The 22,950-nt window shown below is 57.8% G+C and carries 20 protein-coding genes; 11 read left to right on the forward strand and 9 right to left on the reverse strand.

Annotation, left to right across the window (positions count from 1 at the left end):
• The first annotated feature begins 42 nt into the window (after positions 1 to 42).
• Positions 43 to 1,242 (forward strand): aromatic amino acid transport family protein, encoded by a 1,200-nt coding sequence (locus HMPREF1144_RS04280; RefSeq protein ID WP_071532236.1) that lies wholly within the window; start codon positions 43 to 45, stop codon positions 1,240 to 1,242.
• Between the two features lie 191 nt (positions 1,243 to 1,433).
• Here HMPREF1144_RS04280 and HMPREF1144_RS04285 read toward each other — a convergent pair whose 3' ends face one another.
• The 4 genes from HMPREF1144_RS04285 to HMPREF1144_RS04300 form a co-directional block, all read right to left on the reverse strand.
• On the reverse strand, positions 1,434 to 4,514 hold the full coding sequence (locus HMPREF1144_RS04285) for an efflux RND transporter permease subunit (RefSeq protein WP_009651920.1): 3,081 nt from the start codon (positions 4,512 to 4,514) through the stop codon (positions 1,434 to 1,436).
• Positions 4,511 to 5,620 (reverse strand): efflux RND transporter periplasmic adaptor subunit, encoded by a 1,110-nt coding sequence (locus HMPREF1144_RS04290; RefSeq protein WP_009651935.1) that lies wholly within the window; start codon positions 5,618 to 5,620, stop codon positions 4,511 to 4,513. The genes HMPREF1144_RS04285 and HMPREF1144_RS04290 overlap by 4 nt, the downstream gene beginning before the upstream one ends.
• A 75-nt stretch (positions 5,621 to 5,695) precedes the next feature.
• Positions 5,696 to 6,310, reverse strand: a complete 615-nt coding sequence (locus HMPREF1144_RS04295; RefSeq protein WP_004849600.1) for a TetR/AcrR family transcriptional regulator — start codon at positions 6,308 to 6,310, stop codon at positions 5,696 to 5,698.
• A gap of 275 nt (positions 6,311 to 6,585) precedes the next feature.
• On the reverse strand, positions 6,586 to 7,425 hold the full coding sequence (locus tag HMPREF1144_RS04300) for an AraC family transcriptional regulator (protein ID WP_042927013.1): 840 nt from the start codon (positions 7,423 to 7,425) through the stop codon (positions 6,586 to 6,588).
• A gap of 200 nt (positions 7,426 to 7,625) precedes the next feature.
• Here HMPREF1144_RS04300 and HMPREF1144_RS04305 point away from each other — a divergent pair, with 200 nt between their 5' ends.
• Positions 7,626 to 8,933, forward strand: a complete 1,308-nt coding sequence (locus HMPREF1144_RS04305; RefSeq protein WP_004849597.1) for an alpha-glucosidase/alpha-galactosidase — start codon at positions 7,626 to 7,628, stop codon at positions 8,931 to 8,933.
• A 183-nt stretch (positions 8,934 to 9,116) separates the two neighbouring features.
• Here HMPREF1144_RS04305 and HMPREF1144_RS04310 read toward each other — a convergent pair whose 3' ends face one another.
• Together HMPREF1144_RS04310 and HMPREF1144_RS04315 are read right to left on the reverse strand one after the other, a co-directional pair.
• On the reverse strand, positions 9,117 to 9,479 hold the full coding sequence (locus HMPREF1144_RS04310; RefSeq protein WP_004849595.1) for a RamA family antibiotic efflux transcriptional regulator: 363 nt from the start codon (positions 9,477 to 9,479) through the stop codon (positions 9,117 to 9,119).
• A gap of 86 nt (positions 9,480 to 9,565) precedes the next feature.
• Positions 9,566 to 10,156, reverse strand: coding sequence for a TetR/AcrR family transcriptional regulator C-terminal domain-containing protein (locus HMPREF1144_RS04315; protein WP_004849593.1), 591 nt, complete (start codon positions 10,154 to 10,156; stop codon positions 9,566 to 9,568).
• A gap of 164 nt (positions 10,157 to 10,320) precedes the next feature.
• On the opposite strand from HMPREF1144_RS04315, the gene HMPREF1144_RS04320 reads away from it, so the two are divergent.
• Entirely contained in the window at positions 10,321 to 11,757 is a 1,437-nt protein-coding gene (locus HMPREF1144_RS04320) for a DHA2 family efflux MFS transporter permease subunit (RefSeq protein ID WP_032743281.1), read from the forward strand.
• Positions 11,758 to 12,050: 293 nt separating this feature from the next.
• Positions 12,051 to 13,175: an FAD-dependent oxidoreductase gene (locus HMPREF1144_RS04325; protein ID WP_009651918.1), complete on the forward strand. Its 1,125-nt coding sequence runs from the start codon at positions 12,051 to 12,053 to the stop codon at positions 13,173 to 13,175.
• A gap of 69 nt (positions 13,176 to 13,244) precedes the next feature.
• Here the strand turns inward: HMPREF1144_RS04325 and HMPREF1144_RS04330 are convergent, their stop codons facing one another.
• Positions 13,245 to 14,030: an SDR family oxidoreductase gene (locus HMPREF1144_RS04330; protein ID WP_004849587.1), complete on the reverse strand. Its 786-nt coding sequence runs from the start codon at positions 14,028 to 14,030 to the stop codon at positions 13,245 to 13,247.
• Between the two features lie 51 nt (positions 14,031 to 14,081).
• Positions 14,082 to 14,978, reverse strand: a complete 897-nt coding sequence (locus HMPREF1144_RS04335; RefSeq protein ID WP_004849586.1) for a GntR family transcriptional regulator — start codon at positions 14,976 to 14,978, stop codon at positions 14,082 to 14,084.
• Positions 14,979 to 15,168: 190 nt separating this feature from the next.
• On the opposite strand from HMPREF1144_RS04335, the gene HMPREF1144_RS04340 reads away from it, so the two are divergent.
• From HMPREF1144_RS04340 to HMPREF1144_RS04370, 7 genes are read left to right on the forward strand one after another with little or no spacing between them, the layout of a single operon-like run.
• Entirely contained in the window at positions 15,169 to 15,981 is an 813-nt protein-coding gene (locus tag HMPREF1144_RS04340; RefSeq protein WP_009651954.1) for an ABC transporter substrate-binding protein, read from the forward strand.
• Between the two features lie 28 nt (positions 15,982 to 16,009).
• Positions 16,010 to 16,735, forward strand: a complete 726-nt coding sequence (locus tag HMPREF1144_RS04345) for an amino acid ABC transporter permease (protein ID WP_004849582.1) — start codon at positions 16,010 to 16,012, stop codon at positions 16,733 to 16,735.
• The gene (locus HMPREF1144_RS04350) at positions 16,732 to 17,472 is read left to right on the forward strand and encodes an amino acid ABC transporter ATP-binding protein (protein WP_004849580.1); all 741 of its coding nucleotides are present in this window, start codon (positions 16,732 to 16,734) and stop codon (positions 17,470 to 17,472) included. The genes HMPREF1144_RS04345 and HMPREF1144_RS04350 overlap by 4 nt, the downstream gene beginning before the upstream one ends.
• A 13-nt stretch (positions 17,473 to 17,485) precedes the next feature.
• A complete protein-coding gene (locus HMPREF1144_RS04355) occupies positions 17,486 to 18,661 on the forward strand; it encodes a M20 family metallopeptidase (RefSeq protein ID WP_004849579.1) in 1,176 nt (391 codons plus the stop codon).
• The gene (locus tag HMPREF1144_RS04360; RefSeq protein WP_009651929.1) at positions 18,658 to 19,758 is read left to right on the forward strand and encodes a mandelate racemase/muconate lactonizing enzyme family protein; all 1,101 of its coding nucleotides are present in this window, start codon (positions 18,658 to 18,660) and stop codon (positions 19,756 to 19,758) included. Before HMPREF1144_RS04355 ends, HMPREF1144_RS04360 begins: the two co-directional genes overlap by 4 nt.
• Positions 19,745 to 20,914 (forward strand): M24 family metallopeptidase, encoded by a 1,170-nt coding sequence (locus tag HMPREF1144_RS04365; protein WP_009651953.1) that lies wholly within the window; start codon positions 19,745 to 19,747, stop codon positions 20,912 to 20,914. Before HMPREF1144_RS04360 ends, HMPREF1144_RS04365 begins: the two co-directional genes overlap by 14 nt.
• Positions 20,915 to 20,924: 10 nt before the next feature.
• On the forward strand, positions 20,925 to 21,848 hold the full coding sequence (locus tag HMPREF1144_RS04370; protein WP_004849574.1) for a dihydrodipicolinate synthase family protein: 924 nt from the start codon (positions 20,925 to 20,927) through the stop codon (positions 21,846 to 21,848).
• Here the strand turns inward: HMPREF1144_RS04370 and HMPREF1144_RS04375 are convergent.
• Entirely contained in the window at positions 21,832 to 22,929 is a 1,098-nt protein-coding gene (locus HMPREF1144_RS04375) for a glutamine amidotransferase-related protein (protein ID WP_009651926.1), read from the reverse strand. The two genes, HMPREF1144_RS04370 and HMPREF1144_RS04375, sit on opposite strands and share 17 nt — an antisense overlap.
• Positions 22,930 to 22,950: the final 21 nt, after the last annotated feature.

The raw sequence follows: 22,950 nt of genomic DNA on the forward strand, positions 1-22,950 counted from the left end.
TGCCGGCCTGTTTCGGCAGGCCGCCTACGGACACTCGCTAATATGAAAGGAACAGAGTTCCCGCTACGGGGAACGTCTCTTATGGTGGCGACCATTATCGGCGGGGGCATGTTCGCGCTGCCGGTTGCGTTCGTCCACGTGTGGTTTTTAAAGGGCCTGCTGGTCCTTTCGGCAACAGGTATATTGATGCTGATCACCGGGTTGATCCTCGTTGATATCACGATGCGATTTCCTCCTGGCGCCAGTTTTCATACCTTCACCCGCGCCCTGCTCGGCCCCGCCGCCAGCGTTATCATCGGCGTGGCCTTCTGCTTCGTGCTCTATTTACTGACCTACGCGTACATATCAGGCGCAGCGTCAATATTGTGCGATCTCCTTCCTCCCGATACCGCGGGCCGCAGCTGGCTGCCGATTATTTTGCTGTCGCTAACGACCTCGCTGATTCTGTGGGCGGGCGGCAGATTGCCAGGCTACCTCCTCTCTGGCCTTATCGCCGCCAAGTTTACCCTCTTTCTCCTGCTGTTCGCCGGGGCCGCAGAGGGCGTAAAAGCGCTCAGATTATTCGATCTCGCCGGCAGCACACCGCTACACTATTACCTGCCGATCGTGCCGGTCTGTATTATCGCTTTTGGCTTCCATGGCAGCGTTCCCTCTCTGACAAGAATGTACCGCCGGGATAATCATCGCGCGGTTACCCGCTCCCTCTATTACGGTTTTGCGGTTTCGCTGATCGTCTACGCCTTCTGGTTGACGCTCACCATGGGCGCGCTCACGCCTCAGGCTATCCAGCACGTCAGCGACGAAGGCGGAAACATCGGCGCCTTTATTGCGGCCCTCAATATCCACCAGCCCACCTCGGCTACCCGCCTGATGCTGGTCTCTTTTGGATGTATTGCCGTTTTAGCCTCACTGATGTCAGCCTCAATCGGTTTGAGTGATTATCTCGAGGATATGCTGAACAAAATTAACCGCCGTGGCTCACGCCCGCTGGCCATATTTTTGACCTATTTTCCTGCCGCGCTGGCCTGTATTTTTGCCCCGCAAGGATTTTTGTCTGCCCTGGCCTTTGCCGGCATCTCGCTGGTGCTTTGGAGTATATTACTACCGCCTTATTTACTCATTAAGGCCAGGCGTTCCGCACTGCCGGCGATATATTTTTTCCCGGCAAGTAACTTCATCCTGAAAATAATTATTGCCGTTGGAGCCATACTCTGGCTACTGATGATTTACGCTTTTCTTTAATAAAAAAGAACCGGGATAACCCGAATATTCAAAAACTCCCGGTTTTACCAATCTGACAGCCGGACAATACACCATGGGAGCCAATATTCATCGCTATATTCAGGCGTGATGAAAAGCGTCGCGGACTGCGGCGCTTTTCTCTGCTTTCGGACGGTCACGCCAGGCGCTCGTTGAGCAGGCAGACGAGCGCCTTAATGTTGTTCAGCATGGCGCCCGGCTTCAGGACGGATCCTGAACCAGATCGCATACATGGCGGGCAAGAACACCAGCGTCATGATGGTTCCCCCCAACGTCCCGCCAATCAGGGTATAGGCGAGCGTCCCCCAGAACACCGAATGGGTCAGAGGAATGAACGCCAGAACGGCGGCCATGGCCGTCAGTAAGACGGGCCTGGCTCTCTGCACCGTCGCTTCGATGACCGCATGGTACGGATCGAGGCCTTCTTTCTCATTATGGTGAATCTGCCCGATAAGAATCAGCGTATTACGCATCAGAATGCCCGAAAGCGCGATCAACCCGACGAGGGCGTTGATACCAAATGGCTGATTGAAAAGCAGCAGCGCGGGAACCACGCCAACAAGCCCGAGCGGAGCGGTAAGAAATACCATAACCATGGCCGACATTGAGCGCACCTGCACAATGATGATCAGCAGCGTCAGGGCGATCATGATGGGGAACAGCGGCGCCATCGCCCGGGTGGCTTTAGCCGACTCCTCAATTGAACCCGCCATTTCGATGCGGTACCCTGGCGGAAGCGAGTCCACAATCGGCTGCAGCTGCTTCATGATGGAGGCGGAAACGTCCGGCGGCTGAAGATTGTCGGCAATATCCCCCCGCACGGTAATTGTGGGCGTTCTGTCGCGGCGACGCAGTAAAGGATCTTCCATTCTGACCTCCACCTTCCCGATTTGCGAGAGCGGGATGCGCTGGCCCGCATTGCCGACCAGGCTAAACCCCTCAATTTTGGCCGGATCCAGACGTATATCCCCCGCGGCGCGCCCCGTCACCTGCACCGAGCGAATATCTTCCCGCACGGCGGTGATGGGAATGCCCGATAGCAGGAACTGGAGCTGCTGAGCAACGGCATTGGACGTTAAGCCGGTTGCCTGTAGACGGTCCTGATCGAGGGTGAAATGCAGTGTCGGCACGCGCGATCCCCAGTCGGTGTTGACGGTCCTCATCATCGGGCTTGCCTGCAGCACGCCCTTAACCCGGTCCGCGATGTCGCGCAGTGTATCGGTATCCGGCCCCATCACTCGCCAGGCGACCGGGAAAGGGGAATACGGGCCAAACACCAGCTGCGTCACGCGAACGCGTGCTTCAGGCGCCAGTCCGCTGGCCACGGCTTGCCGCAGCCGCAATTTGAGCGCATCGCGTGATGCCTGGCTGTCCGTCAATATCACTATTTTGGCAAACGACGGGTCGGGGAGTTCGGGGGCCATCGCCAGGTAAAAACGCGGTGAACCCTGGCCAATGTAGGCGGTAACGATCCTGGCTTCCGGCTGTTTTTCCAACCAGTCCTCTATTTTGGCCGTTGCCGCGCTGGTCTGCTCAATCGAGGTACCATAGGGCATCTGCACTTCAACGAGCACTTCCGGGCGGTCAGAGGTGGGGAAAAACTGTTTTTTCACCAGCCCCATCCCCATGACCGCCAGCGCGAAAAGCGCGATGACGGAACCGGCCACCAGCCATTTCCTGGCGATAACGCGGGTCAGCAGGCGGCGAAAGCGGTTATAGCGCGGCGTGTCATAGATGGCGGTATGCCCCCCTTCTACCTTTGCGATATCCGGCAGCATTTTCACCCCCAGATAAGGGGTGAAAACAACGGCGACCAGCCATGAGGCAATCAGGGCGAGGCCGACAATCCAGAACATATTGCTGGTGTATTCCCCGGCGGTGGACTGGGCGAAACCATTCGGCATAAAGCCGATGGCCGTGACCAGGGTACCGGCCAGCATGGGCGCGGCGGTATGGCTCCAGGCGTAGGCGGAGGCTTTGATTCTGTCGTAGCCCTCCTCCATTTTCACCACCATCATTTCGATGGCGATTATCGCGTCGTCAACCAGTAAGCCCAGCGCAAGAATCAGGGAGCCCAGCGTCACGCGGTCAAAGTTGATACCGGAGGCCTCCATCACCACAAAAACAACCGCCAGCGTCAGGGGAACCGCCGCCGCGACCACGACCCCCACGCGCCACCCCATGCTGACAAAACAGACCACCATCACCACGAGCAGGGCGACGAAGAATTTGATCATAAACTCATCGACTGCGGCGCTGATATTCACGGACTGATCGGTGACTTTCGTCAGGGTCATCCCCAGCGGCATACTGGCATTGATTTTTGCCGTTTCGGCATCCAGCGCTTTACCCAACGCCAGCCCATTCCAGCCTTCACGCATCACGATCCCCAGCAGCAGCGCCGGTTCATGTTGGTTACGAATCTGCAAAGTGGGCGGATCTTCATAACCGCGTTCTACCGTTGCCACGTCGGACAGCTTGAGCGTTTTACCCTGAGCAATAAACGGCGTATCGCGGATCTTCTGCAATTCATCGAAAGCGCCATCGAGGCGGATAAAGATCTGCGCGCCGCGCGTTTCAATTGAACCTGCCGCGGTTAATGCGTTCTGGTTATTCAGCGCATTGAAAATATCCTGCGGCGAGAGCCCCATGGTAGCCAGACGCTCATGGGAGAAGGATATATAAATCCGTTCGGCCTGTTCGCCGATAATATTGACTTTCTTGACCCCCGGGACGTGCAGGAGCTGCTGGCGTAACGTTTCGGCATCGCGGACCAGCAGGCGCTGCGGTTCTCCTTTCGCTTTCAGCGCAAACAGGGCGAAAGTGACGTCGGCAAATTCATCATTTATCATCGGCCCCGTCACGCCGGCGGGGAGGTTTCCGCTTTCATCACCAAGCTTCTTCCGCGCCTGGTAGAACTCTTCCTGCACCTGTGATGGCGGCGTATTGTCCTGGAGTGAGAGCGTGATAAAGGCCATGCCGGGCCGGGTATAGGTTTCCGTGCGGTCATACCATTTGAGCTCCTGCAGGCGTTTTTCCAGCGGCTCAGCCACCTGATCCTGCATCTCCTGCGCGGTCGCGCCGGGCCAGACGGTGATAACCGTCATTTGCTTAACCGTAAAGGGGGGATCTTCCGCTCGTCCGAGGCCAAAAAAGGCGTAAATACCGGCGATGGTCACCAGAATAATTAAAAACAGCGTGACTGAGCGCTCGCGCACCGCAAGCGCTGACAGGTTAAAGCGGCCCTGGCTCATGGTTTATCCCCCGTCCGGGCCGTATCCGGTTGCCCGGCCAGGCGGACAGCCTCGCCCTCGTGCAGAAGATGCGCCCCTAACGCAACGATCTTCTCACCGGGCTTCACCTCGCCCGTTACCTGCGCCGCCTCCTCGCCCACGCCCAGCACCTTGACGGGCTGCCATGCGACCCTGGCTGGCTGCGCGGAGATTCGCCAGACGCCCGGTCCTTTGCCCGCATCATAAAGCGCGGCCAGCGGCACCTGCATGACCTGGCTTTCCCCACTCTTTTTTTTGATGTGCAGCGTTACGGTCGCCCCCAGCGGCGCGTTGGCTAACGGGCCTTCCAGCACGTACCGCGCCTCAAAGGTACGGGTGGTGGCATCGGCGGCATCGGAAAGCAGGCGCAGTTTTGCGGCGACGGGCTGCGTTTCGTCGCCATAGCGCGTCGCCAGCGCTTCGCTGCCGATGGCAGGGCGCAGCGTCTCCGGCAGCTGTACCAGCGCCTCACGCTGCCCCGCTCTGGCCAGCCGGATCACCGCCTGCCCGGCACTGACAACCTGACCGGGTTCGGCAAGCGTCTCCATCACCACGCCGTCAGAGTCGGCCAGCAGCACGGCATATCCCGTAGCATTTTGCGCCACGTTTGCCTGCGCCTGCGCTGCGCTGAGATCCGCTTTCGCGGAATCTGCCGCCGCTTTAATCTGGTCATACTCCGAGGCGGAGACTGCACCAGCGCCAACGAGGCCACGGTAGCGCGCCTCATCGCTGATGGCTTCGCGCGCGCGCGCCCTGGCGGCGTCAACGGCCTGTTGCTGAGCCACGGCCTGCAGCTTCAGGTCGGCGGGATCCAGCCGCATCAGCGGCTGACCCCGCCTAACGGTCTGGCCAGTATCAACAAAGCGTTCAAGGATCTTACCCTGCACTCTAAAACCAAGATCGCTTTGCGTTCTTGCCACCACCACGCCGGTATAGGCGCGAGAGGTATCGTGCGCGAGTTCTACGGATGCGGATCTGACGAGCGGCGGCTGGGTGCGCGGATCGTCACTCGAGGCGTTATCACCGCAGGCCACGAGGGCCAACGGCAGAAGACAAGCGGCAAAGCGGGCTGAATGAAGCCTGAGCATGGGAAACCCTTAATCAAATAACAGGATGGTTTCCGCATTCTCAGACTAGTGACCAATAAAGTCAATGGTCACAAATCAGGGGGCCAGGCTTCTTAAAATCAGCGACGAGAGAAGAACCGCCGCCGTTGGGGCCGTTTCGAGATTAAACTGCAGTTGAACAGGATTGATGAAGGGGCACATCACCATGTATATCGCCCATGTGGCTTCATCGAGAGGGGTTTTCCTTTCGAACTCCCCGGCCTGCCTACCTTCGACAAGAATGCTCTCAATCAGCTTTAACAGCCGTTCCGCATACCTTTCTGTTGAAGGCCACTTCTCCCGCGAGGCGACCGCGGCAATATCGTAGAGTTTACGATCGTGAAAAAAGAGTTCGCTCCCCGCTTCGGTGAGCGCCCGGAAGAGGCGGCGTAATTTTTCGCTGGCTGACGGCGCGTCAGCCACCGCTGAGAGTACTGCGGCCATGATCATTTCCAGGCGGTTAGCGCAGATCACTTCGCCGATAGCCTGTTTGGATTCGAAAAACTTATAAATATAAGATTTTGAAAAACCGATAGATTTAGCCAGCTCCGCCACGGTGGTTTTTTCATAGCCGTAATGCCCGAAATGCTCAAAGGCAGCGTCGACGATTTGCTCCCGGACGCTGTGATCGAGCGGGCCGCGTGATGATGGGACGTTCATATTCTTAGTCATTTTTTCAGCTTAGCGTGATGCGCCTTGATTGACAACTAGTGACCATTTTAGAATTAAGTCACGATTTCGACTTGTTTCAGGATCGCGCAATATCATCCTCACAGGTGACGGCACCTGCCCGGAGCGTCCGCGCCAGGCGATATGCGCTGTTGGACCAGATTCGGATGCTCCCCGAGCAAAATTGTACCAGACAAGATCCTTTGCCAACAAAAGCATCGGCTCCCTGGATGACTGCTTAACTCAACCTTAACGCAGAGTTGAATATGAGGCAGACGTCATGTCGGCGCCTGCTGTTCAGAAAGGTATTTTTGCCGCCATTTAGCCGGAGATACGCCGTGCATTTTCTTAAAAGCCTTAGAAAAATGCAGCTGATTTTCATAGCCTACGGAAATACCCACGACTTTAATCGCCGTATTGCTGTTTTTGAGAAGGCTGACGGCGATGCTCATACGAAAATTGAGCAAATACTCCTTGGGACCTATACCGTAGGCGCTTTTGAACAACCGGCAAAGGTAGCTGCGGTTGATATTGCAGTATGCGGCCAGGCTCTCAACGGTCAGAGGTTCGTGGTAGCGATTTTCAATTTTTTTGATCGCCCTTTGCAGATGCCGGGTTTTGTCACCAGGGAGGGAAGCCTTTTCGCCGGGCGTATTGCTGATTAGCGAAGAAAAGAAGAGATAGCACAATCCCTGCACCTTCAGCGGATGCTCATCGCCATGTTCGACAATTTGCCGCAGGTAGCCAGAGGCGCTGGCGTCGTCTTTATTCAGATTGGGTCGATAAACCGGAGATTGCCGGCTAAGATGACACTCCTCGAAAATTCTGGCGGCAATCAGCCCATCGACCTCAAGCCACATATAATGCCACGGATCCCTATTATCAGCGCAGTAGGTTGTCACCTCATGGGAATGGATCAGAAACCCCTCCCCGGCGCCGACAGGAAAAGCGCCAAACTCACTGTAAAATGTGCCGGTTCCACTTATCACATAATGAAATAGGTAATGCTGGCGGACTGCGGGGCCAAAGCGGTGTCCCTTATGACAATTCTCCTCGCCGTACTGGTACAAATTCAATTCGATATTGTCGGTATGATTAAGGGTAAAAGTCTTGTGCATCAGTCGCGCTCTCTCTTTTTCACCCACGTTATCAGAGATGCCTGCAGTAAAGTCACCGCGTTTCAGCCAGATTCGGAGTTGGCTCACACTTTCATAGCGACATCATTTTTCGCCATACCAATATCACATTTAGCCATATTTCCTGTTCATGCCGCAGCGTACATTCTGCCTGGTCAAAACAGCAGGAACGGAGAAATACCATGATTAAAGTGACATTTATGGGCGCAGGCAGCACCATTTTCGCCAGGAACGTACTCGGCGACATTATGACGACGCCGGCGTTGAAAGAGGTGGAGATTGCGCTGTATGACATCGACAGCGCCCGTCTCAATGAATCCCTCGCCATGTTGAATAATATCAACCGCAATACCAACGCGGGCAGAGCGAAGATCGCCGCCTACCTTGGCGTTGAGAATCGCCGCGCGGCGTTGAAAAACGCCAATTACGTGGTGAATGCTATTCAGGTTGGCGGCTACGATCCGTGCACCATCACCGATTTCACGATCGCGAAAAAATATGGTCTTCAGCAGACTATTGCCGATACCCTGGGCATTGGCGGTATCTTCCGCGCGCTGCGCACCCTACCCGTGCTGTTTGATTTCGCACGGGATATTGAAGCCGTGTGCCCGAACGCCTGGCTGCTGAACTACACCAACCCGATGGCCACGATAACCGGCGCCATGCTGCGCCATACGGAAGTGAAAACGGTAGGACTTTGCCACAGCGTTCAGGTATGTGCTGAAACGCTGTTGAAAAGCGTGGATATGCCAACCGACGACGTGCAATTTCATATCGCGGGTATTAATCACATGGCCTGGCTGCTGGACATTCGCCGTCACGGCGAGGATTTGTACCCGGAAATCAAGCGCCGGGCCAGCGCCCTGCAGGGCAAACATGATGATATGGTGCGCCATGAAATCATGAAAACTTTCGGCTATTACGTCACCGAATCGTCAGAGCACAACGCCGAATATATGCCTTACTGGATCAAACGCAGCTACCCGGAGCTGATTGAACGCTTCAATATCCCGCTGGATGAATATCCGCGCCGGTGTATTGAACAAATAGACCAATGGCAGCAGCAGAAACTGGCGCTGACCCATGACACCAGCCTGACCCACAGCCGTACCCATGAATACGCGTCTTACATCATTGAAGCGATGGAAACCGATCGGCCTTACAAAATTGGCGGTAACGTGCTCAACACCGGCTTGATTACCAACTTACCTTCCGAGGCCTGCGTTGAAGTCCCTTGCCTGGTCGATGGCCAGGGCGTCACGCCATGCTACGTCGGCAATTTGCCGGAGCAGCTGGCAGCGCTGAACCGGACCAACATCAATACTCAGCTATTGACCATCGAAGCGGCGGTGACGCGCAAACGCGAAGCCATCTACCATGCCGCCCTGCTCGACCCGCATACTTCCGCAGAGCTGTCGATCGATGACATCCGCAAACTGTGCGACGAACTTATTGAAGCACACGGCAGCTGGCTTCCCGCCTATCATTAATCACTCTGCTGACCAGCTACCTCCTGATAGCTCACCAGGCGCGGCGTTTTCCGCGCCGTTCCTCATGTTTACTCAAAGAACAGGAGGTTTTGTCTTTTCGGTGCTGTCTGTTTTTCTATTTTTGATAAATCTCTTCGCATCGATTTTTCTGCGGCAGCTTTGCCAGGACTATCGGAAAGGAGATTAAGATTCAGCCTTACCCGGTACGTAACAGGCTGTTTTGTTTTTCTTGCGATATTCACCGGGCGGCAAATGAAAATGACGCGTAAATAATCGGGTGAATGTTTGCTGCGAGTCATAGCCGTAGCGCAAACCAATACTGTAAATATTCTCATCGGTCTCGCGTAAATCGCGGGCCGCTGAGTCCAGTTTTTTATTACGGATATAGCGCCCGAGGCTCTCGCCTCTATATTGCAAGAATAAACGCTGCAGGTACCATTTGGAATACCCTGAATAACGGGCTATCTGTTCTATACGCAGTGGTTTATGTAAGTTATTGTCGATCCAGTCAATGATGACGGCTATCACTGTTTCGGAAATAAACATGTCGCCTCCCCTTCTGAATTCTGCCGGTTTTATCAAGATAGTTTTTAAGGTATGCATATCATGTTGTCACCGGCACAGCGTTAAGCTCAGGGCACTAATAACCCTTTCATTATCAACGACAGACCGAATTCGAACGCAGTATCCGGATGGGGATAAACCAGCGATTCGATAGAGGCACTTCCTGGCGATGGCTTTGATAAAATTTGCTTACCATCACCGCCCGAGCGGGACTGCTCTTCTAATACGCATCCCAGGGTGTATTCACTCAGAGTGAGTAATATCATTGCGGCGTCGGCCTCAGTGAAACCGACGCGGGCAAGATACGCCACCTTGGGACGAAACGTATCCCCTCCCACCCGGGCCGGTGATGTCCCGGCATGTAACAGGGCGCCATCCCGATGGGCGAGCAAAGCGCGCCGGAAGCTACGGGCGTTTTCCGCCAGCCAGTTTGTCCATTCAGCAATGTCTTCGGGGACAGGCAGGGAATGGTGTTTGGCTAAAACCGCGGAAGCCATTTCTTCAAGTAAACTGGCCTTGTTCTTGAAATGCCAGTACAACGTCGCTGATTCCACCCCCAGTTTTTGTGCCAGCTTACGGGTCGTAATCGCTTCCAGGCCGACCTCATCTAATAATGCTAATGCTGCCTCAATCACCTGATCTCGCTGGATTTTCGCCATGATATTCCCCCTTTATTGTTGCATCAAACCGGCCAGTGGTCTGTGAAGCGCCATTTTGTCTGAACTCAGCGCCTGACGGAATCTTTAATGCAAATAAATCTATCATTGATAGATTTATTGATCAATGATAGATTTCTTCGCTCATCGTCCTTAGGGGGCTTTTTATGAATATCAATCAAGACAAGCGGGTCAAGGAAACGGCCCATCCGCGACCGATAAACGCCATACCTCCGATGCTGTGGATGCAGGCGGCCATCATCACCCTGGGGGCGTTTGCAACGATGCTCTCATCAACGATGCTGAGCGCGGCGCTGCCCGCGATGGCCGCCGGCCTTGGCGTGACGGACACGGCAATACAATGGATAGCAACGGCGTATCTTATGGCCCTTGCGGCAGGCGTTCCGCTGAGCGCATGGGCGGCCAGGCGGTTTGGCGCTACGCAGCTTTGGCTATATGGCCTTATTTTATTTGCGATTTTTTCGGCAGTTTGCGCCCTTTCCCCGCGTTTTGAGGTGCTGCTTGCCGCAAGAGTTTTACAAGGCCTGGCAGGGGGATTACTCGTACCGGCAGGGCAAACGATCCTTGGTCTGGTCGTCGGACGCGAACGTCTGGGGCGGGTGATTGGCACGATTGGCGTGGCGATTGTCATTGCTCCCTTGCTGGGAACATCGCTGGGCGCGGTCCTGCTTGAAATCTGCGGATGGCGAGGATTATTTTGGATCACGGTGCCGTTCTGTCTGTGCGCCTGTCTTGCCGGATGGAATCTGCTTCCCCGTCCGACAATAAAAACGGACAGGCCCCTCTCTCTGGACTGGCTGGGACTAGCGCTGGTCTTTTGCAGCCTGCCGATGCTGATGGAAGGCATGAAAGAGCTCAGCCTGAATAGTGGTAAATATGGCTGGAACGTCATCATGCTCAGCGTGGGCGCCTTATTCACCTGCTTGTTTATTTATCGCTCTTTGCGCATTGAGTCCCCCTTACTGCATCTCGAGCTTTTCAAGCATCGGGGTTTCACTTTATCTGCCGTATTGATGGCTATCGGCGGCGCGGTGAATTTTGGCGGTCAGTTCCTGCTTCCTTTATATTTCCGCGACGTTTGCCATGTAACGCTTGCTGAAGTGGGCCTGCTTCTCACGCCTCAGTTAATCGGCTCGGCGATAGGATTTCCGGTGGCCGGCTACTTCTCCGATAAGCTGGGGCCACGAACGGTGCTTATCATTGGCGGTTTGCTCGCGGCATTTGCCACATTGCCACTGGCAATGATTGATGCGGGAAGTCGCTATACGCTGGTGGGGGGCGCAATAGCGGTCAGAGGGTTCGGTTTAGCCCTGGCAACTGTGCCCGCGATGGCTGCGGGCCTGGCTATGGCTGGCAGCCGTCACGTCGCTGATGCCGCACCTGTTCTGAATATCCTCCAGCGCGTTGGGGCGATGGCGGGGGCGGCGCTGGTGACCGCCTGCTACGTCAGATTTGCGCATACCCGGGGGAGCTTAGCCGCGTTTCACCACGCCGGGTGGCTACTTACCGGCGGGGCCGTACTGCTCGCGCTTTGCGCATTATTTATGGTGAACCATTCCACTTTAACAACGCCGGATGAATAAACCCGTTAAACAGAAAATGAATCGCTGTCAGACGCGATCCCGATGTCGCGGGTTAAATTTGCAGACATGGACGTCGTGGCGGGAAAATAATTAATTCGGTCTGGAAACTCATACTGCAACAATAACGCCATGACTTTGGGTTTAAATATTGAGGAAAAAGATGAGGCTCATTCTGAATCAGAGTGAGCCCCTCCAATATTGTTTATTCCATAAAGCCATACTTTTTTAATATCGCGGAACGCTGTACCGGTAGGGCTACAATAAAATATCATTCTCTTAAACAGGAAGCGTTAATGAATCTCACGGTGACGATTGCGGGGGGCGGCCTTAGCGGGCTGATGCTCGCCCGCATACTGCATGTTTATGGCATACCCGCAATAATTTATGAAGCCGAACCCTCACTAGAAGCGCGGCGCCAGGGTGGTCAACTCGATATACATGAAAGCAGCGGCCAGTACGCGCTTCAGGAAGCCGGCCTTAGCGATGAGTTTCGCGCAATCATTCATCGGGGGGGCGGCGCAACGCGCATACTCTCACCGCAAGGCGTCGTTTTATTCGATCGGCCAGATAATGGCATGCGGCCTGAAGTACTTCGCGGCGATCTGCGACAGATCCTGATCGACTCCCTTCCAGCGGGCACCCTCCAGTGGGGGAAGAAACTTACCGAGATTAGGCCATATGGTGACGGGCGCCACGCTTTAACTTTTGCTGATGGTTCGACAGCCATAAGCCAGCTACTCGTCGGAGCCGATGGCGCATGGTCAAAAGTACGCCGCCTGGTATCGGATGCCCGGCCAGCGTATACCGGTATAACGTTAATAGAGACCTTCCTGCATGACGTTGACACTCGGTATCCTGAAGCGGCAAGCGCAGTGGGGCCAGGCAGTATGTATTGTATGGCGCCCGGTACCTGCCTGATTGCGCACCGTGAGGCCGGTAGCATCATTCATACTTATGCCCAGCTTAAGCGACCGCAACGTTGGGTTGAGGACATCGATTTTACCGATGTTGGAATCGCCAGGTGTCGGATTCTGCAAGAATTTCCCGGCTGGGAAGCTGACCTTACCGCACTCATCACGGCGGGAGACATGCCTTTAATCCCTCGCCCCATTTATTCCCTGCCTGATGAGCATCGCTGGCCTCGTGTCCCCGGCGTGACGTTAATTGGCGATGCGGCACACCTTATGGCCCCAAATGGTTCAGGTGCCAATCTGGGTATGCTTGATGCCGTTCAGCTGGGAAAATTCATTGCGGCAAACGTAGACAACCTCGATGCCGCACTGGGTATGCATGAGAAGGAGATGTTCTTGCGCAGCAAAGCTGAGGCGGCGGAAACGCACGTTGCGATCGATTACATTCTGGGTGAAAACGCGCCGCATGCGCTTATTGCGTTTTTTCAGGCCGTCGACGGCGAATGAAAAATGCGCGGGTGATAAGCCGCCATGCCAGCCCGATGCGAACCGGCTGGCATGGCGTACTCTCGCTGGCTAAATCGCGCCGATCAATCCCCCATCAACCCGAATCACCGCGCCGGTAATGTAGCTGGCAGGCTGGCCTGCCAGAAACGCAGCGACGGCGCCGTACTCCTGCGGTTCGCCATAGCGCCCGGCCGGAATGCTCTGACGACTCTTTTCGGCGACCGCTTCCGCACTGCTGTTTTCCCGTTGCGCCTTGAGAGCATCCAGCTGACTAACGCGGTCGGTCGCGATGCGCCCTGGCACCATCACATTCACCGTCACGCCGTCGCCAGCCACTTCGCTGGCGAGGGTTTTCGACCAGCCGAGCAGGCTCATGCGCAGCGCGTTCGACAAGGCGAGGCCGGGAATGGGGGTTATCACGCCGGATGAAGTGGTGGTAATAATGCGTCCCCAGCCGCGGCTGCGCATGGCGGGCAGGAGTTTATCGGTGAGCTGAATCAACGAGGCGACCATGACTGAAAACTGCTGTTGCCAGACTGCGCCATCCGTCCCCTGCGCCGGTGCGGGCGGCGGACCACCGGAGTTGTTAACCAGAATATCGATATCGCCCCACCGCTCGCGGATATCGGCAATCACCCGATCAAACTGCTCCGGGGCGGCGAGATCCAACCGCCAGGCGCGGGCAGTACCGCCCAATAAGGTGATACGTTCCACCGTTTGCGCCAGTTTGTCCGCGCTGCGGCCGGTGACCGCCACCTTCACCCCTTCCTGCGCCAGCGACAGGGCAATAGCCTGTCCCAGACCACTTCCGGCACCGCAGACCAGCGCCACACGTTGTTGTATCTGAAAATCCATAAGTGCTCCTGATTGTATTTTCAGAAGCAATATGTGCAAGAGCGATGCCAGTTATGCGCGGGCGTTTTTAACATTGACCTGGTCAAAGGCGTATTGCAGATGCGTTCTCATCAACTCTGCCGCCTGTTCCTGCTTGTTCTCTCGCAGAGCATCGATGATGGCAACATGCTCTTCACACCACGCTTTTACGCGGCGCTTATTGTGATAGCTGCCAAACTCCAGCAGACGGCGCAGCCGGTTTTGTTGCTGAATGGCCTGTAACACGAACAGGTTGCCGCTGGCTTCTGCCAGCAACTCGTGAAACTCAGCGTCGGTTTCGAAAATCTCTTTTGCCGGCACCTGCGTAATATCCGGGTGGGTGATGAGCCGCAGATGCCGGGCGCGCAGGCGTTTAAGCATCTGCCTGTCCACATGCAGGCCGGGCGTCAGCAGCGCCGTCGGTTCAATCATCAGGCGAAAACCGTAGCTGTTGCGCAGGGCGACATCGGAGTTGAGGGTTTGCAGGAAGCGCCAGCCGTGCCCCGCGTTACGGGCAATCAGGCCGTCCTCCGATAGCTTCACCAGCGTACGGGTCAGCACGCCGCGATCGACATCATAGCGCTGGCTGATTTCGGTCTGGGTAAACGATTCCGGCAGCGCACCCGCAATACGATCGTGTACCAGCTGCTCGTACAGTTTCTGGTCATTGCTCTTGGACTGCTCAATCTCCAGCAGCTCCAGCTCATTGCTGCGTTTAAGCAGGAAAAAGCCCTGATTCGGACGCGCTTCAACCGCCCCCATTCGGGTCAACTCTTTTAGCCCGGCGCGCACCGGCGTACGCGACACGCCAAGCGCATCGGCAAGATGTTGCTCCCGTAAATGATGACCTGGATCGAATTTTGCTTCGGATATCAGGTCGAGTATTTGCCGGGCGATCCGGCGACTGCTCGCAGTGGAGTCAGGCTGCATGGAGAACGGTTCCCTGAAATGCATTGTTGTGATCGATATATACAATATCACGGGCAACAAAACGCAGCAAAACAAAGCAAGGACTGCACGATTAGCGTGCAATACGCACCAGGATGAGACATTTTTTCACACGTTTGATTGTATTTATTGACTCAATAAATTCAATTTAAATCTTAACCAGGAGACGACTATGTCCAGCAATTCTTTACTGTTTCGCCGCGTGCGTACCTTGATGTTCGCGCTGACCGCACTTCCGCTGGTAAGCCATGCTGCGGTGGAAACCATCGCCCCGGGCAAGCTGACCTACGGCACGGCGGCGACGTTTATGCCTTTTGAGTTCGTGAAAGAGGGCAAGCTCACCGGCTTCGATATCGACCTGATTAACGCGCTAAGCAAAGAGATCCAGCTGACGCCTGCGCCGATGCCGATGGAATTCAAAGGGCTTATCCCAGCGCTGCAGGGGAAACGTCTCGATATCATCAACTCCGCCATGTACGTCAATCCTACCCGTGCCGCGCAGGTAGACTTCGTGCCATATCTGAAAATCGGCAGCCGCGTGGTGGTGAGCAAAGGTAACCCGGCAAAAATCACCGGACGCGACCTCAGCCTCTGCGGCAAAAACATCGCCGTGACGCTCGGCGGGATTGAAGAGAGCCAGGCCCGGGCAGACAACCAGCGCTGCCTGGACGCCAAAAAACCGGCCATTAACGTCATGACCTTCCCCGCCGCCACCGACTCCGCCGTCGCCGTCGCCCAGGGCCGCGCCGATGCCGAGTTCCTCTCCACGCCGGGGACCGTCGCCCTGTTAACCGAAAAAGCGGGCATGTTTGCCGCGGTTGGCGACGAATTCGAAGCGGATACCCATATCGCGTTTGCCGTGCGTAAAGGCGACACCGAAACCCGGGCCCTGCTGGAGAAAGGTCTCCAGGGTCTCGTCAAAAATGGCACCTATAAGCAATTGATTGAGAAATGGAACTTCCCTGACTCCGTTGCCCTTTTCTAAGCCGTTTTGCCATTAACCGGAGAAAGCTATGTCGATCGAACTAATGTGGCAGTACTTCCTCTCACCCGAGTTTGTTCAGGGTGCGTGGATGACGCTACTGATTACCCTCTGCTCACTGTTGTGTGGCGTGGTGCTGGGCCTGGTGTTGGCGCTGTTGCAGGAAGCGCCGTTTCGCGCCGGGAAAGGGCTGGCCTTTTTCTACCTGTGGCTGTTTCGCGGGACGCCAGTGCTGTTCCAGATAATCTTTGTCTACAACGTGCTGCCAGGCTTCGGCTTACGCTTCTCCGCGTTTACCTGTGCAGTGCTGGCGCTTTCGCTTAATGAAGGCGCCTACATGGCGGAAATTCTGCGCTCTGGCCTGCAGGCCGTAAAAAGCGGCCAGCGCACCGCCGGCATGGCGCTCGGGATGACCCACGGGCAGATCATGCGAAAAATTGTGCTGCCTCAGGCCGCACGCATCGTTCTGCCGCCGATGGGTAACCAGATGATCAGCATGCTGAAATCGAGCGCGCTGGTGTCGGTTATCGCCGTTCAGGAGCTGCTGCTGGTCGCCAACCAGACCGCCAGCGCCAGCTTCCGCTACTTCGAAGCGCTGTGCGCCGCCGGTCTCTATTACCTGCTGCTCACCAGCCTGTTCATGATCTTCCAGTCGTGGCTTGAAAGCGTACTGGATCCCAAACAGCGGCGCAGCAAGAGCCAGAAGCGGCTGACCCGCCTGTTTAAATTACCGAAAATCGCCCGGGAGGAACCATGAGCGAGAAACCGCTGCTGGAGATGATCGGCATTGATAAGACTTTTGGTCGCCAGACCGTGCTCAAGAACTGCTCACTTGAGGTGCAGCGCGGGGAAACCGTGGTGCTGATTGGGCCATCGGGCTCGGGGAAATCCACCCTGCTACGCTGCGTCAACATGCTCTCACCTGCCGACAGCGGCGACGTCTTTTTCGCCAGCCAGCACATCAGCCGGGGCGAAGTGCCGGTGCACAAACTGCGCCAGCGTATTGGCATGGTGTTCCAGAACTACGAACTGTTCTCGCACCTGACGGCGGCGGAAAACATCATGCTGGCCCCAATGACGGTGCTGGGGATGAACCGCATTGATGCCCGCACGCTGGCGGACAACCTGCTGGCCAAGGTGCGCATCAACGAACGCGCGGACCACTTTCCGGACGAGCTCTCCGGCGGCCAGCAGCAGCGCGTGGCGATTGCCCGTGCCCTGGCGATGAAGCCCGAGCTGATGCTCTACGACGAACCCACCTCGGCTCTCGACCCGGAGATGATCCGCGAAGTGCTGGAAGTGATGGCAGAGCTCAGCGCGGAAGGGATGACCAGTATGGTGGTGACCCACGAGATGGGCTTCGCCCGGCGGGCCGCCAACAACATTCTTTTTATGGAAGACGGCGAAATTATCGATCGCGCCAGCACCGGTGATTTCTTCGCCGGCCACGTCAGCGAGCGCGCCCAACGCTTCCTGACGCAAATATTACATTAATCACGGAGTTCCTATGTCCAGTTACCAGGTTGACAGCGCACGAATGAAAAAGGATTTAGCGACGCTGGTTGCCATCAATACGGAAAATCCACCGGGCCATGAGCGTGAAGCCGCCGAATGTCTGGAAGGCTGGCTGCTGACCGCCGGGTTCGATCTCTCCTTTAGCGAATACGCGCCGGGGCGGACCAACGTTATCGCCGTCCTGCACAATGGACCGGGGCCGTGCTTCGCCTTCAACACCCATATCGACACCGTTCCGGCGGGCAGCGGCTGGGCCAGCGATCCCTTCACGCTCTGCGAACGCGATGGCCGCCTGTACGGGCGCGGCGCCTGCGATGCCAAAGGCCCGCTGGTGGCGATGATTGAAGCCCTGCGTCTGCTGGCCGCCAACCGTCAGCGCTGGTCCGGCACATTGATGGGCGTGTTCACCGCCGATGAAGAGGTCGCCAGCGAAGGGGCGAAATTCTACGTACGCGACACCCCGCCGGCGATTGATTTCGCGGTGATTGGCGAGCCGACATCGAATGCGACCTTCTCGGCTCACAAAGGCAGCTTGCGTCCTCGCGTGCGGGTAAAAGGCGTCACCGCGCACTCCGGAACGCCGGAGCTGGGGGTTAACGCCATTTACCAGTCCGCGCGCCTTTTAGGGCTGATCGAAGAGGCCCACCACCAGCAGGTGCGTTGCCGCTGCCACGATCTGGTCGGCAATGCCAGCCTGACGGTGACCCGCATCCACGGCGGCCATGCGGACAACGTGGTGCCAGACAGCTGCGAGCTGCTGCTCGATCGCCGCATGGTACCGGGGGAAGACGAAGAGGTTGTCAAAGCCGAACTGCAACAGCTTCTCGACCACGCGTACGCGCAGGCAAACGTGGAAGCGGAAATTATCGCCTGGCAGCCCACCACCGGCGGCGCGACGCAAACCGACAGCAGCGAAGCCATTGTCGAGCAAAGCCTTGCCGCCTGCCGCCGTCACGGACAGCGCGAACCCGGCCCGTTTGGTTTTCAGGGCGGCTGCGACCTGGTGCATTTCCGTTCGCTGGGCGCAAAGGGCGTGGTGATTGGCCCCGGCTCGCTGGCCGTGGCCCACAAGCCCGATGAATTCGTCCCCGTCGATGAATTTATCGCCGCGGCAGATATCTATCTCGATATTGCGCTCGCCATGCTGCCGCCGGCATCCGATTTATGAAAGCGCAGCTCTTTCGGGGAGACCTGCATTACGCCGGCGTGACGCTGCATACCGCCGCCTCCGGCCCGGTGACGGCGCTCGACACCCTCTGGTTGCGCCTGGAGGACCGTGGCGTGACGGGGATTGGCGAAGTGCGTCTCAACATTCGCTACCTGCACGGCTACCGCGAAGAGCAGGTGCTGAACAACCTGCTTCAGCACCTCAACGGTTGGGACTGGTGGCAGGCGCCCGCGGCGCAACTTGCCGCGCTGCACGAGGAGGACCGCACGCTGCTGCCGCCGTCGCGCATGGCGCTGGATATGGCGTTGCACGATTTGATGGCGCGTCAGAACGGGGTCAGCGTCGCCGCCTGGCTGGGAGCGCCAGCTGGCCTGCCCGCCTGGCACACCAATCAGACGCTGTTCTGGGGCAGCGAAGCAGCGATGCTGGCGCAGGCGCAGCGCTATGTCGATCGCGGTTTTACCCAGCTGAAGTTACGCACGGGGGTAGCGGATTTCGCCACCGACCTGGCCCGCCTGCAAAAGCTGAGGCTGCGGTTTGGTCAGCAGATTTCGCTGGCGATTGACGTGAACGGCCAGTGGTCGCTGGCGCAGGCCCACGCGGCGTTCCCTTATCTGCGCGAGCTGAATCTCAGCTATATCGAACAGCCGTTAAGCCCGGCAAACGATAGCCAGCTTGCTGAACTGTACGGCTACGGCATCCCGATCATGCTCGACGAAAGCCTCACCAGCGAGGCGGCTATCACCCGGCTTATCGCCGCAAAAGGTGCGCTGTGGGGGCATCTCAAGCTGGTGAAACTGGGGGGGGTTGCTCCGACGCTTGCCGCCGCCGGCCGTCTGCGACTCGCCGACGTGCCGTTCATGATTGGCCAGATGAATGAAGGCCATGCCGCCACCGCCGCCGCGCTCCAGCTGTGCCGCGTGGTGCAACCGGCATTCGCCGAACTGTATGGCGCCGATGGATTAACCGACGATCCCGTCAGCGGGCTGGAATACCGCAATGGCATGGTCGCCGTTAACGACTCTCCCGGTCTGGGCGTGCAGTTCGATGCCGCGCGGGCCAACTTACTCCAGGAGTTTAATGATGCAAGATGTTAACAATGTGATTCAGGGCAGCGAGTCCGCCTTTCGCGCCGACGAATATGCGCAGCGCATTCAGCGTACCCGCGAACGCTTAAGCCGCGCGGGCGTGGACGTGATGATCGTGACCGGCCCGGAAAACATTTTCTGGCTTACCGGTCAGCAAACGCCGGGCTATTACACCTTTCAGGCGCTGCTGCTGCCGGTAGAAGGGGATCCGGTCTTTGTGATTCGCCAGCTCGAATACTTTAACTTTATCGCCAACACCTTTATTTCAGACGCCGCCATCTACCAGGATGGCGATAACCCGGTGGATTTCCTGGTGGGCATGCTGCAACAGCGCGGATGGCTCAACAAACGCATTGGGCTGGACAAACGCGGCTGGTTCCTGCCGATTGCCGTCTATGAAGCCCTGCAGGCGAAGCTCGGCACCATCGCCGATACCGCGGGCGTCATCGAACCGCTGCGCGCGGTGAAATCGGCGGCGGAGGTGGAAAAAATCGCCCTCGCGGCGCGCTATGTGGATGCGGGCATGCGCGCCGGGATAGCGGCGATTGGCAGCGGCGCGGACGAAAACGCGCTGGTCTCCGCGATGATGGGGGCCGCTATTGCCGCCGGTTCCGAGTATGTCGGCATGGAACCGCTGGTTTCTACCGGCCCACGCAGCGGCGTGCCGCACGGCACGTGGCGACGTCGGGTAATGCAGGATAACGACCCGGTCTTTCTGGAGATGTCCGCCGCCCACGATCGCTACCACGCCGCGATGATGCGCTCCGCCTGGCTGGGCCGCCCGCCCGCTATCGCCATCGAAATGGAAAAAGTTTGTCAGGAAGCCCTGCAGGCCGCCCTCGACGCCATTCGTCCGGGCGCCACCTGCGAAGCGCCGCACCTGGCCTGCCAGAAGGTGATCGACCGCGCCGGATTCACCGAAAACTTCAAAAAACGCACCGGTTACTCCATCGGTATCGCCTTCGCGCCGGACTGGGGCGAAGGCGGCATTCTCAGCCTGTACAGCGGCGTCACCACCGAGCTGCAGCCTGGCATGACCTTCCACATCCCGCCGGCCCTGCGTATCTACGGTCAATTCACCGTCGGCGTCAGCGAAACCGTGGTGGTGACTGAAACCGGATATCGCCAGCTGGGTTCCCTGGCTCGCCCATTAACGCTGCTGTAAGGAAAGAAAGATGAAAGATATCAACGAGTGCCGTGAACGCCTGCGCGGCATTTTCAACATCACCGTCACCCCGTTCACCGCCAGCGGCGCGATCGACTTCCCGGCGCTGCGTGAAAATATCGAACGCGTGATTGATCTGGGCTATGACGGCCTGCTGATTGGCGGCACCTACGGTGAGTTTCCGGTAATGACCGTCGAAGAACGCCGCGAGCTGTTTCATGAGGTGATGGGCTGCGTGGACGACCGCGTGGCGGTGATGCTGTGCAGCGCCAGTTCCGACCCGCGCGACGCCCGCGAGCTGACCCTGCTGGCAAGCGAGCTGGGCGGGCTGCCGATGGTCACAGCCCCCTTTGTTAGCGAAATCACTGACGAACAGATCGTCAGCTACTTCAATGAGATGGCGCCGTTATCCAAAACCGGCATTCTGGTGTACAACGCGCCGGGCATCGGCATCACCCTCTCCCCGGCGCTGCTGGAACGGCTGGCAGAGATCCCGAACGTGGTCGGCATCAAACAGGGCGATCTCAACCCTACCGCCATCGACCAGATCGCCAACCGCCTGCGCGGGCGGCTGCGTTTGTTCTGTGCCTCCGATCTGGCTTTCCTCGGGCCGATGATGGCCGGATTTGACGGCATCAGCACGACCAACAGCGGCGCGCTGCCGGAGCTGATCGTCAATACCTTCCGCGCCGTAGAACGGGGCGACGCCGCCACCGCCCGCGATTTGCATCAGCTGTGGTACGCGTATCGGGCGCTGGCGCGCAAACACGGTCAGCCGCAGCTGGTGAAAGCGGCGATGGCGCTGCGCGGCTTTAACGGCGGCACCGTACGCGCACCGTTAAAACCGATCGGCGACGCGGCGCTGGCAGAGCTGACCCGCGTAATGCAGGAGCTTGCCAGCGACCATCGCAGCGGGGTTACGCTGGCGCGTTAAGCGCCGCCTGTAGGAACGCGACGAACAGCGGATGGGGCGCATCCGGGCGGGACATCAGTTCCGGATGCCCCTGAACCCCGTGCCAGAACGGCAGCTCAGGCTGGGAAACGGCTTCCACGATACCGTCGCTTTGCACGCTCACGCTGACCCCGCCGGGAGACAGCGCCGGCAATAACTCGGGGTTAAAACAGTAGCGATGGTTGTAGTGCATTTCGCGGATATCGCCGGGGATAAGCCCGGAGGAAAAAGGGAATACGCCGCAGCGATGACGACCATCGGCAAAGGGAACAAAGCTGTGCAGGGCTTCATCGGGGGCGACTTCCGCGGGAATGGCCGATTCGAAACCCGGGCTACGGCGCACGGCTGCGGTCATCATGCTCTGCATTCCCAGGCACAGCCCCAGCGTTGGCTGCCCGCGGGCCAGGGTCTCTTCCGCCACGCGGATTTGTCCGTTGACCGCCGCCATCGAGGAACCGCCTGGCAGCACCACGCCCTGGAAGGCCTGAAGCTCGTGTAATCCCGTGGACAGGCTGACCGGCGCAAAGAAATGGACCTCCAGGTTCAGCCCTAGCGACGCCGCGGCATCGCCCAGCGAGCCGAGCGTGGCGGGATAGACCAGACGGTGGTCCGCCTCGCGGCCAATCAGCGCGATGCGCAAGGACCCGCCGGCAGACGACGACACGCCGCTATCCCAGCGGCCATAGCGGTCGGCGGTGAGATCTAACAGCGTGTGTTGCCCATCGCTGAGCGTCAGGCTGTGGCGGCGGTCGTCGCTGCAAAGCCGCTGGCCCGGCAGGTCGGCGATAAGCGGCGCCTGCGAGGACGCCAGCACAATGACGGCGTCTGATGACGGCAGGCGGGCGATATCGCGCACCTCTTCACGCAGCGTATCGCTGCGCCAGAGGCCGCTGGTCACGCAGTACCCTGCACGAATGACGTGCTGGTGGCTATCGGGTACATCCCCGGCGAAGTCGGGGCGAAGGCTCCAGAGGGGCAACCCAAGACGATTGGCCCACAGGCTGGCGGTGATACCGTAGCGGGCGGGCGCGGAGCTGTTATCGAGAATAAAGATCGGTGACACGGCGAGTTTCCTGCTGATGTT

It is taken from the genome of Klebsiella sp. OBRC7 (assembly GCF_000293135.1).
Classification (GTDB): Bacteria; Pseudomonadota; Gammaproteobacteria; order Enterobacterales; family Enterobacteriaceae; genus Klebsiella; species Klebsiella michiganensis.

Excerpts from the sequence above, each read along its gene's own strand:
- HMPREF1144_RS04345 (WP_004849582.1), top strand. The coding sequence starts at position 16,010 with ATGTCGATCGAACTAATGTGGCAGTACTTCCTCTCACCCGAGTTTGTT.
- HMPREF1144_RS04340 (WP_009651954.1), top strand. The coding sequence starts at position 15,169 with ATGTCCAGCAATTCTTTACTGTTTCGCCGCGTGCGTACCTTGATGTTC.
- HMPREF1144_RS04310 (WP_004849595.1), bottom strand. The coding sequence starts at position 9,479 with ATGTTTATTTCCGAAACAGTGATAGCCGTCATCATTGACTGGATCGAC.
- HMPREF1144_RS04300 (WP_042927013.1), bottom strand. The coding sequence starts at position 7,425 with ATGCACAAGACTTTTACCCTTAATCATACCGACAATATCGAATTGAAT.
- HMPREF1144_RS04285 (WP_009651920.1), bottom strand. The coding sequence starts at position 4,514 with ATGAGCCAGGGCCGCTTTAACCTGTCAGCGCTTGCGGTGCGCGAGCGC.
- HMPREF1144_RS04360 (WP_009651929.1), top strand. The coding sequence starts at position 18,658 with ATGAAAGCGCAGCTCTTTCGGGGAGACCTGCATTACGCCGGCGTGACG.
- HMPREF1144_RS04350 (WP_004849580.1), top strand. The coding sequence starts at position 16,732 with ATGAGCGAGAAACCGCTGCTGGAGATGATCGGCATTGATAAGACTTTT.
- HMPREF1144_RS04295 (WP_004849600.1), bottom strand. The coding sequence starts at position 6,310 with ATGACTAAGAATATGAACGTCCCATCATCACGCGGCCCGCTCGATCAC.
- HMPREF1144_RS04290 (WP_009651935.1), bottom strand. The coding sequence starts at position 5,620 with ATGCTCAGGCTTCATTCAGCCCGCTTTGCCGCTTGTCTTCTGCCGTTG.
- HMPREF1144_RS04335 (WP_004849586.1), bottom strand. The coding sequence starts at position 14,978 with ATGCAGCCTGACTCCACTGCGAGCAGTCGCCGGATCGCCCGGCAAATA.
- HMPREF1144_RS04315 (WP_004849593.1), bottom strand. The coding sequence starts at position 10,156 with ATGGCGAAAATCCAGCGAGATCAGGTGATTGAGGCAGCATTAGCATTA.
- HMPREF1144_RS04280 (WP_071532236.1), top strand. The coding sequence starts at position 43 with ATGAAAGGAACAGAGTTCCCGCTACGGGGAACGTCTCTTATGGTGGCG.
- HMPREF1144_RS04320 (WP_032743281.1), top strand. The coding sequence starts at position 10,321 with ATGAATATCAATCAAGACAAGCGGGTCAAGGAAACGGCCCATCCGCGA.
- HMPREF1144_RS04325 (WP_009651918.1), top strand. The coding sequence starts at position 12,051 with ATGAATCTCACGGTGACGATTGCGGGGGGCGGCCTTAGCGGGCTGATG.
- HMPREF1144_RS04305 (WP_004849597.1), top strand. The coding sequence starts at position 7,626 with ATGATTAAAGTGACATTTATGGGCGCAGGCAGCACCATTTTCGCCAGG.
- HMPREF1144_RS04330 (WP_004849587.1), bottom strand. The coding sequence starts at position 14,030 with ATGGATTTTCAGATACAACAACGTGTGGCGCTGGTCTGCGGTGCCGGA.
- HMPREF1144_RS04365 (WP_009651953.1), top strand. The coding sequence starts at position 19,745 with ATGCAAGATGTTAACAATGTGATTCAGGGCAGCGAGTCCGCCTTTCGC.
- HMPREF1144_RS04355 (WP_004849579.1), top strand. The coding sequence starts at position 17,486 with ATGTCCAGTTACCAGGTTGACAGCGCACGAATGAAAAAGGATTTAGCG.
- HMPREF1144_RS04370 (WP_004849574.1), top strand. The coding sequence starts at position 20,925 with ATGAAAGATATCAACGAGTGCCGTGAACGCCTGCGCGGCATTTTCAAC.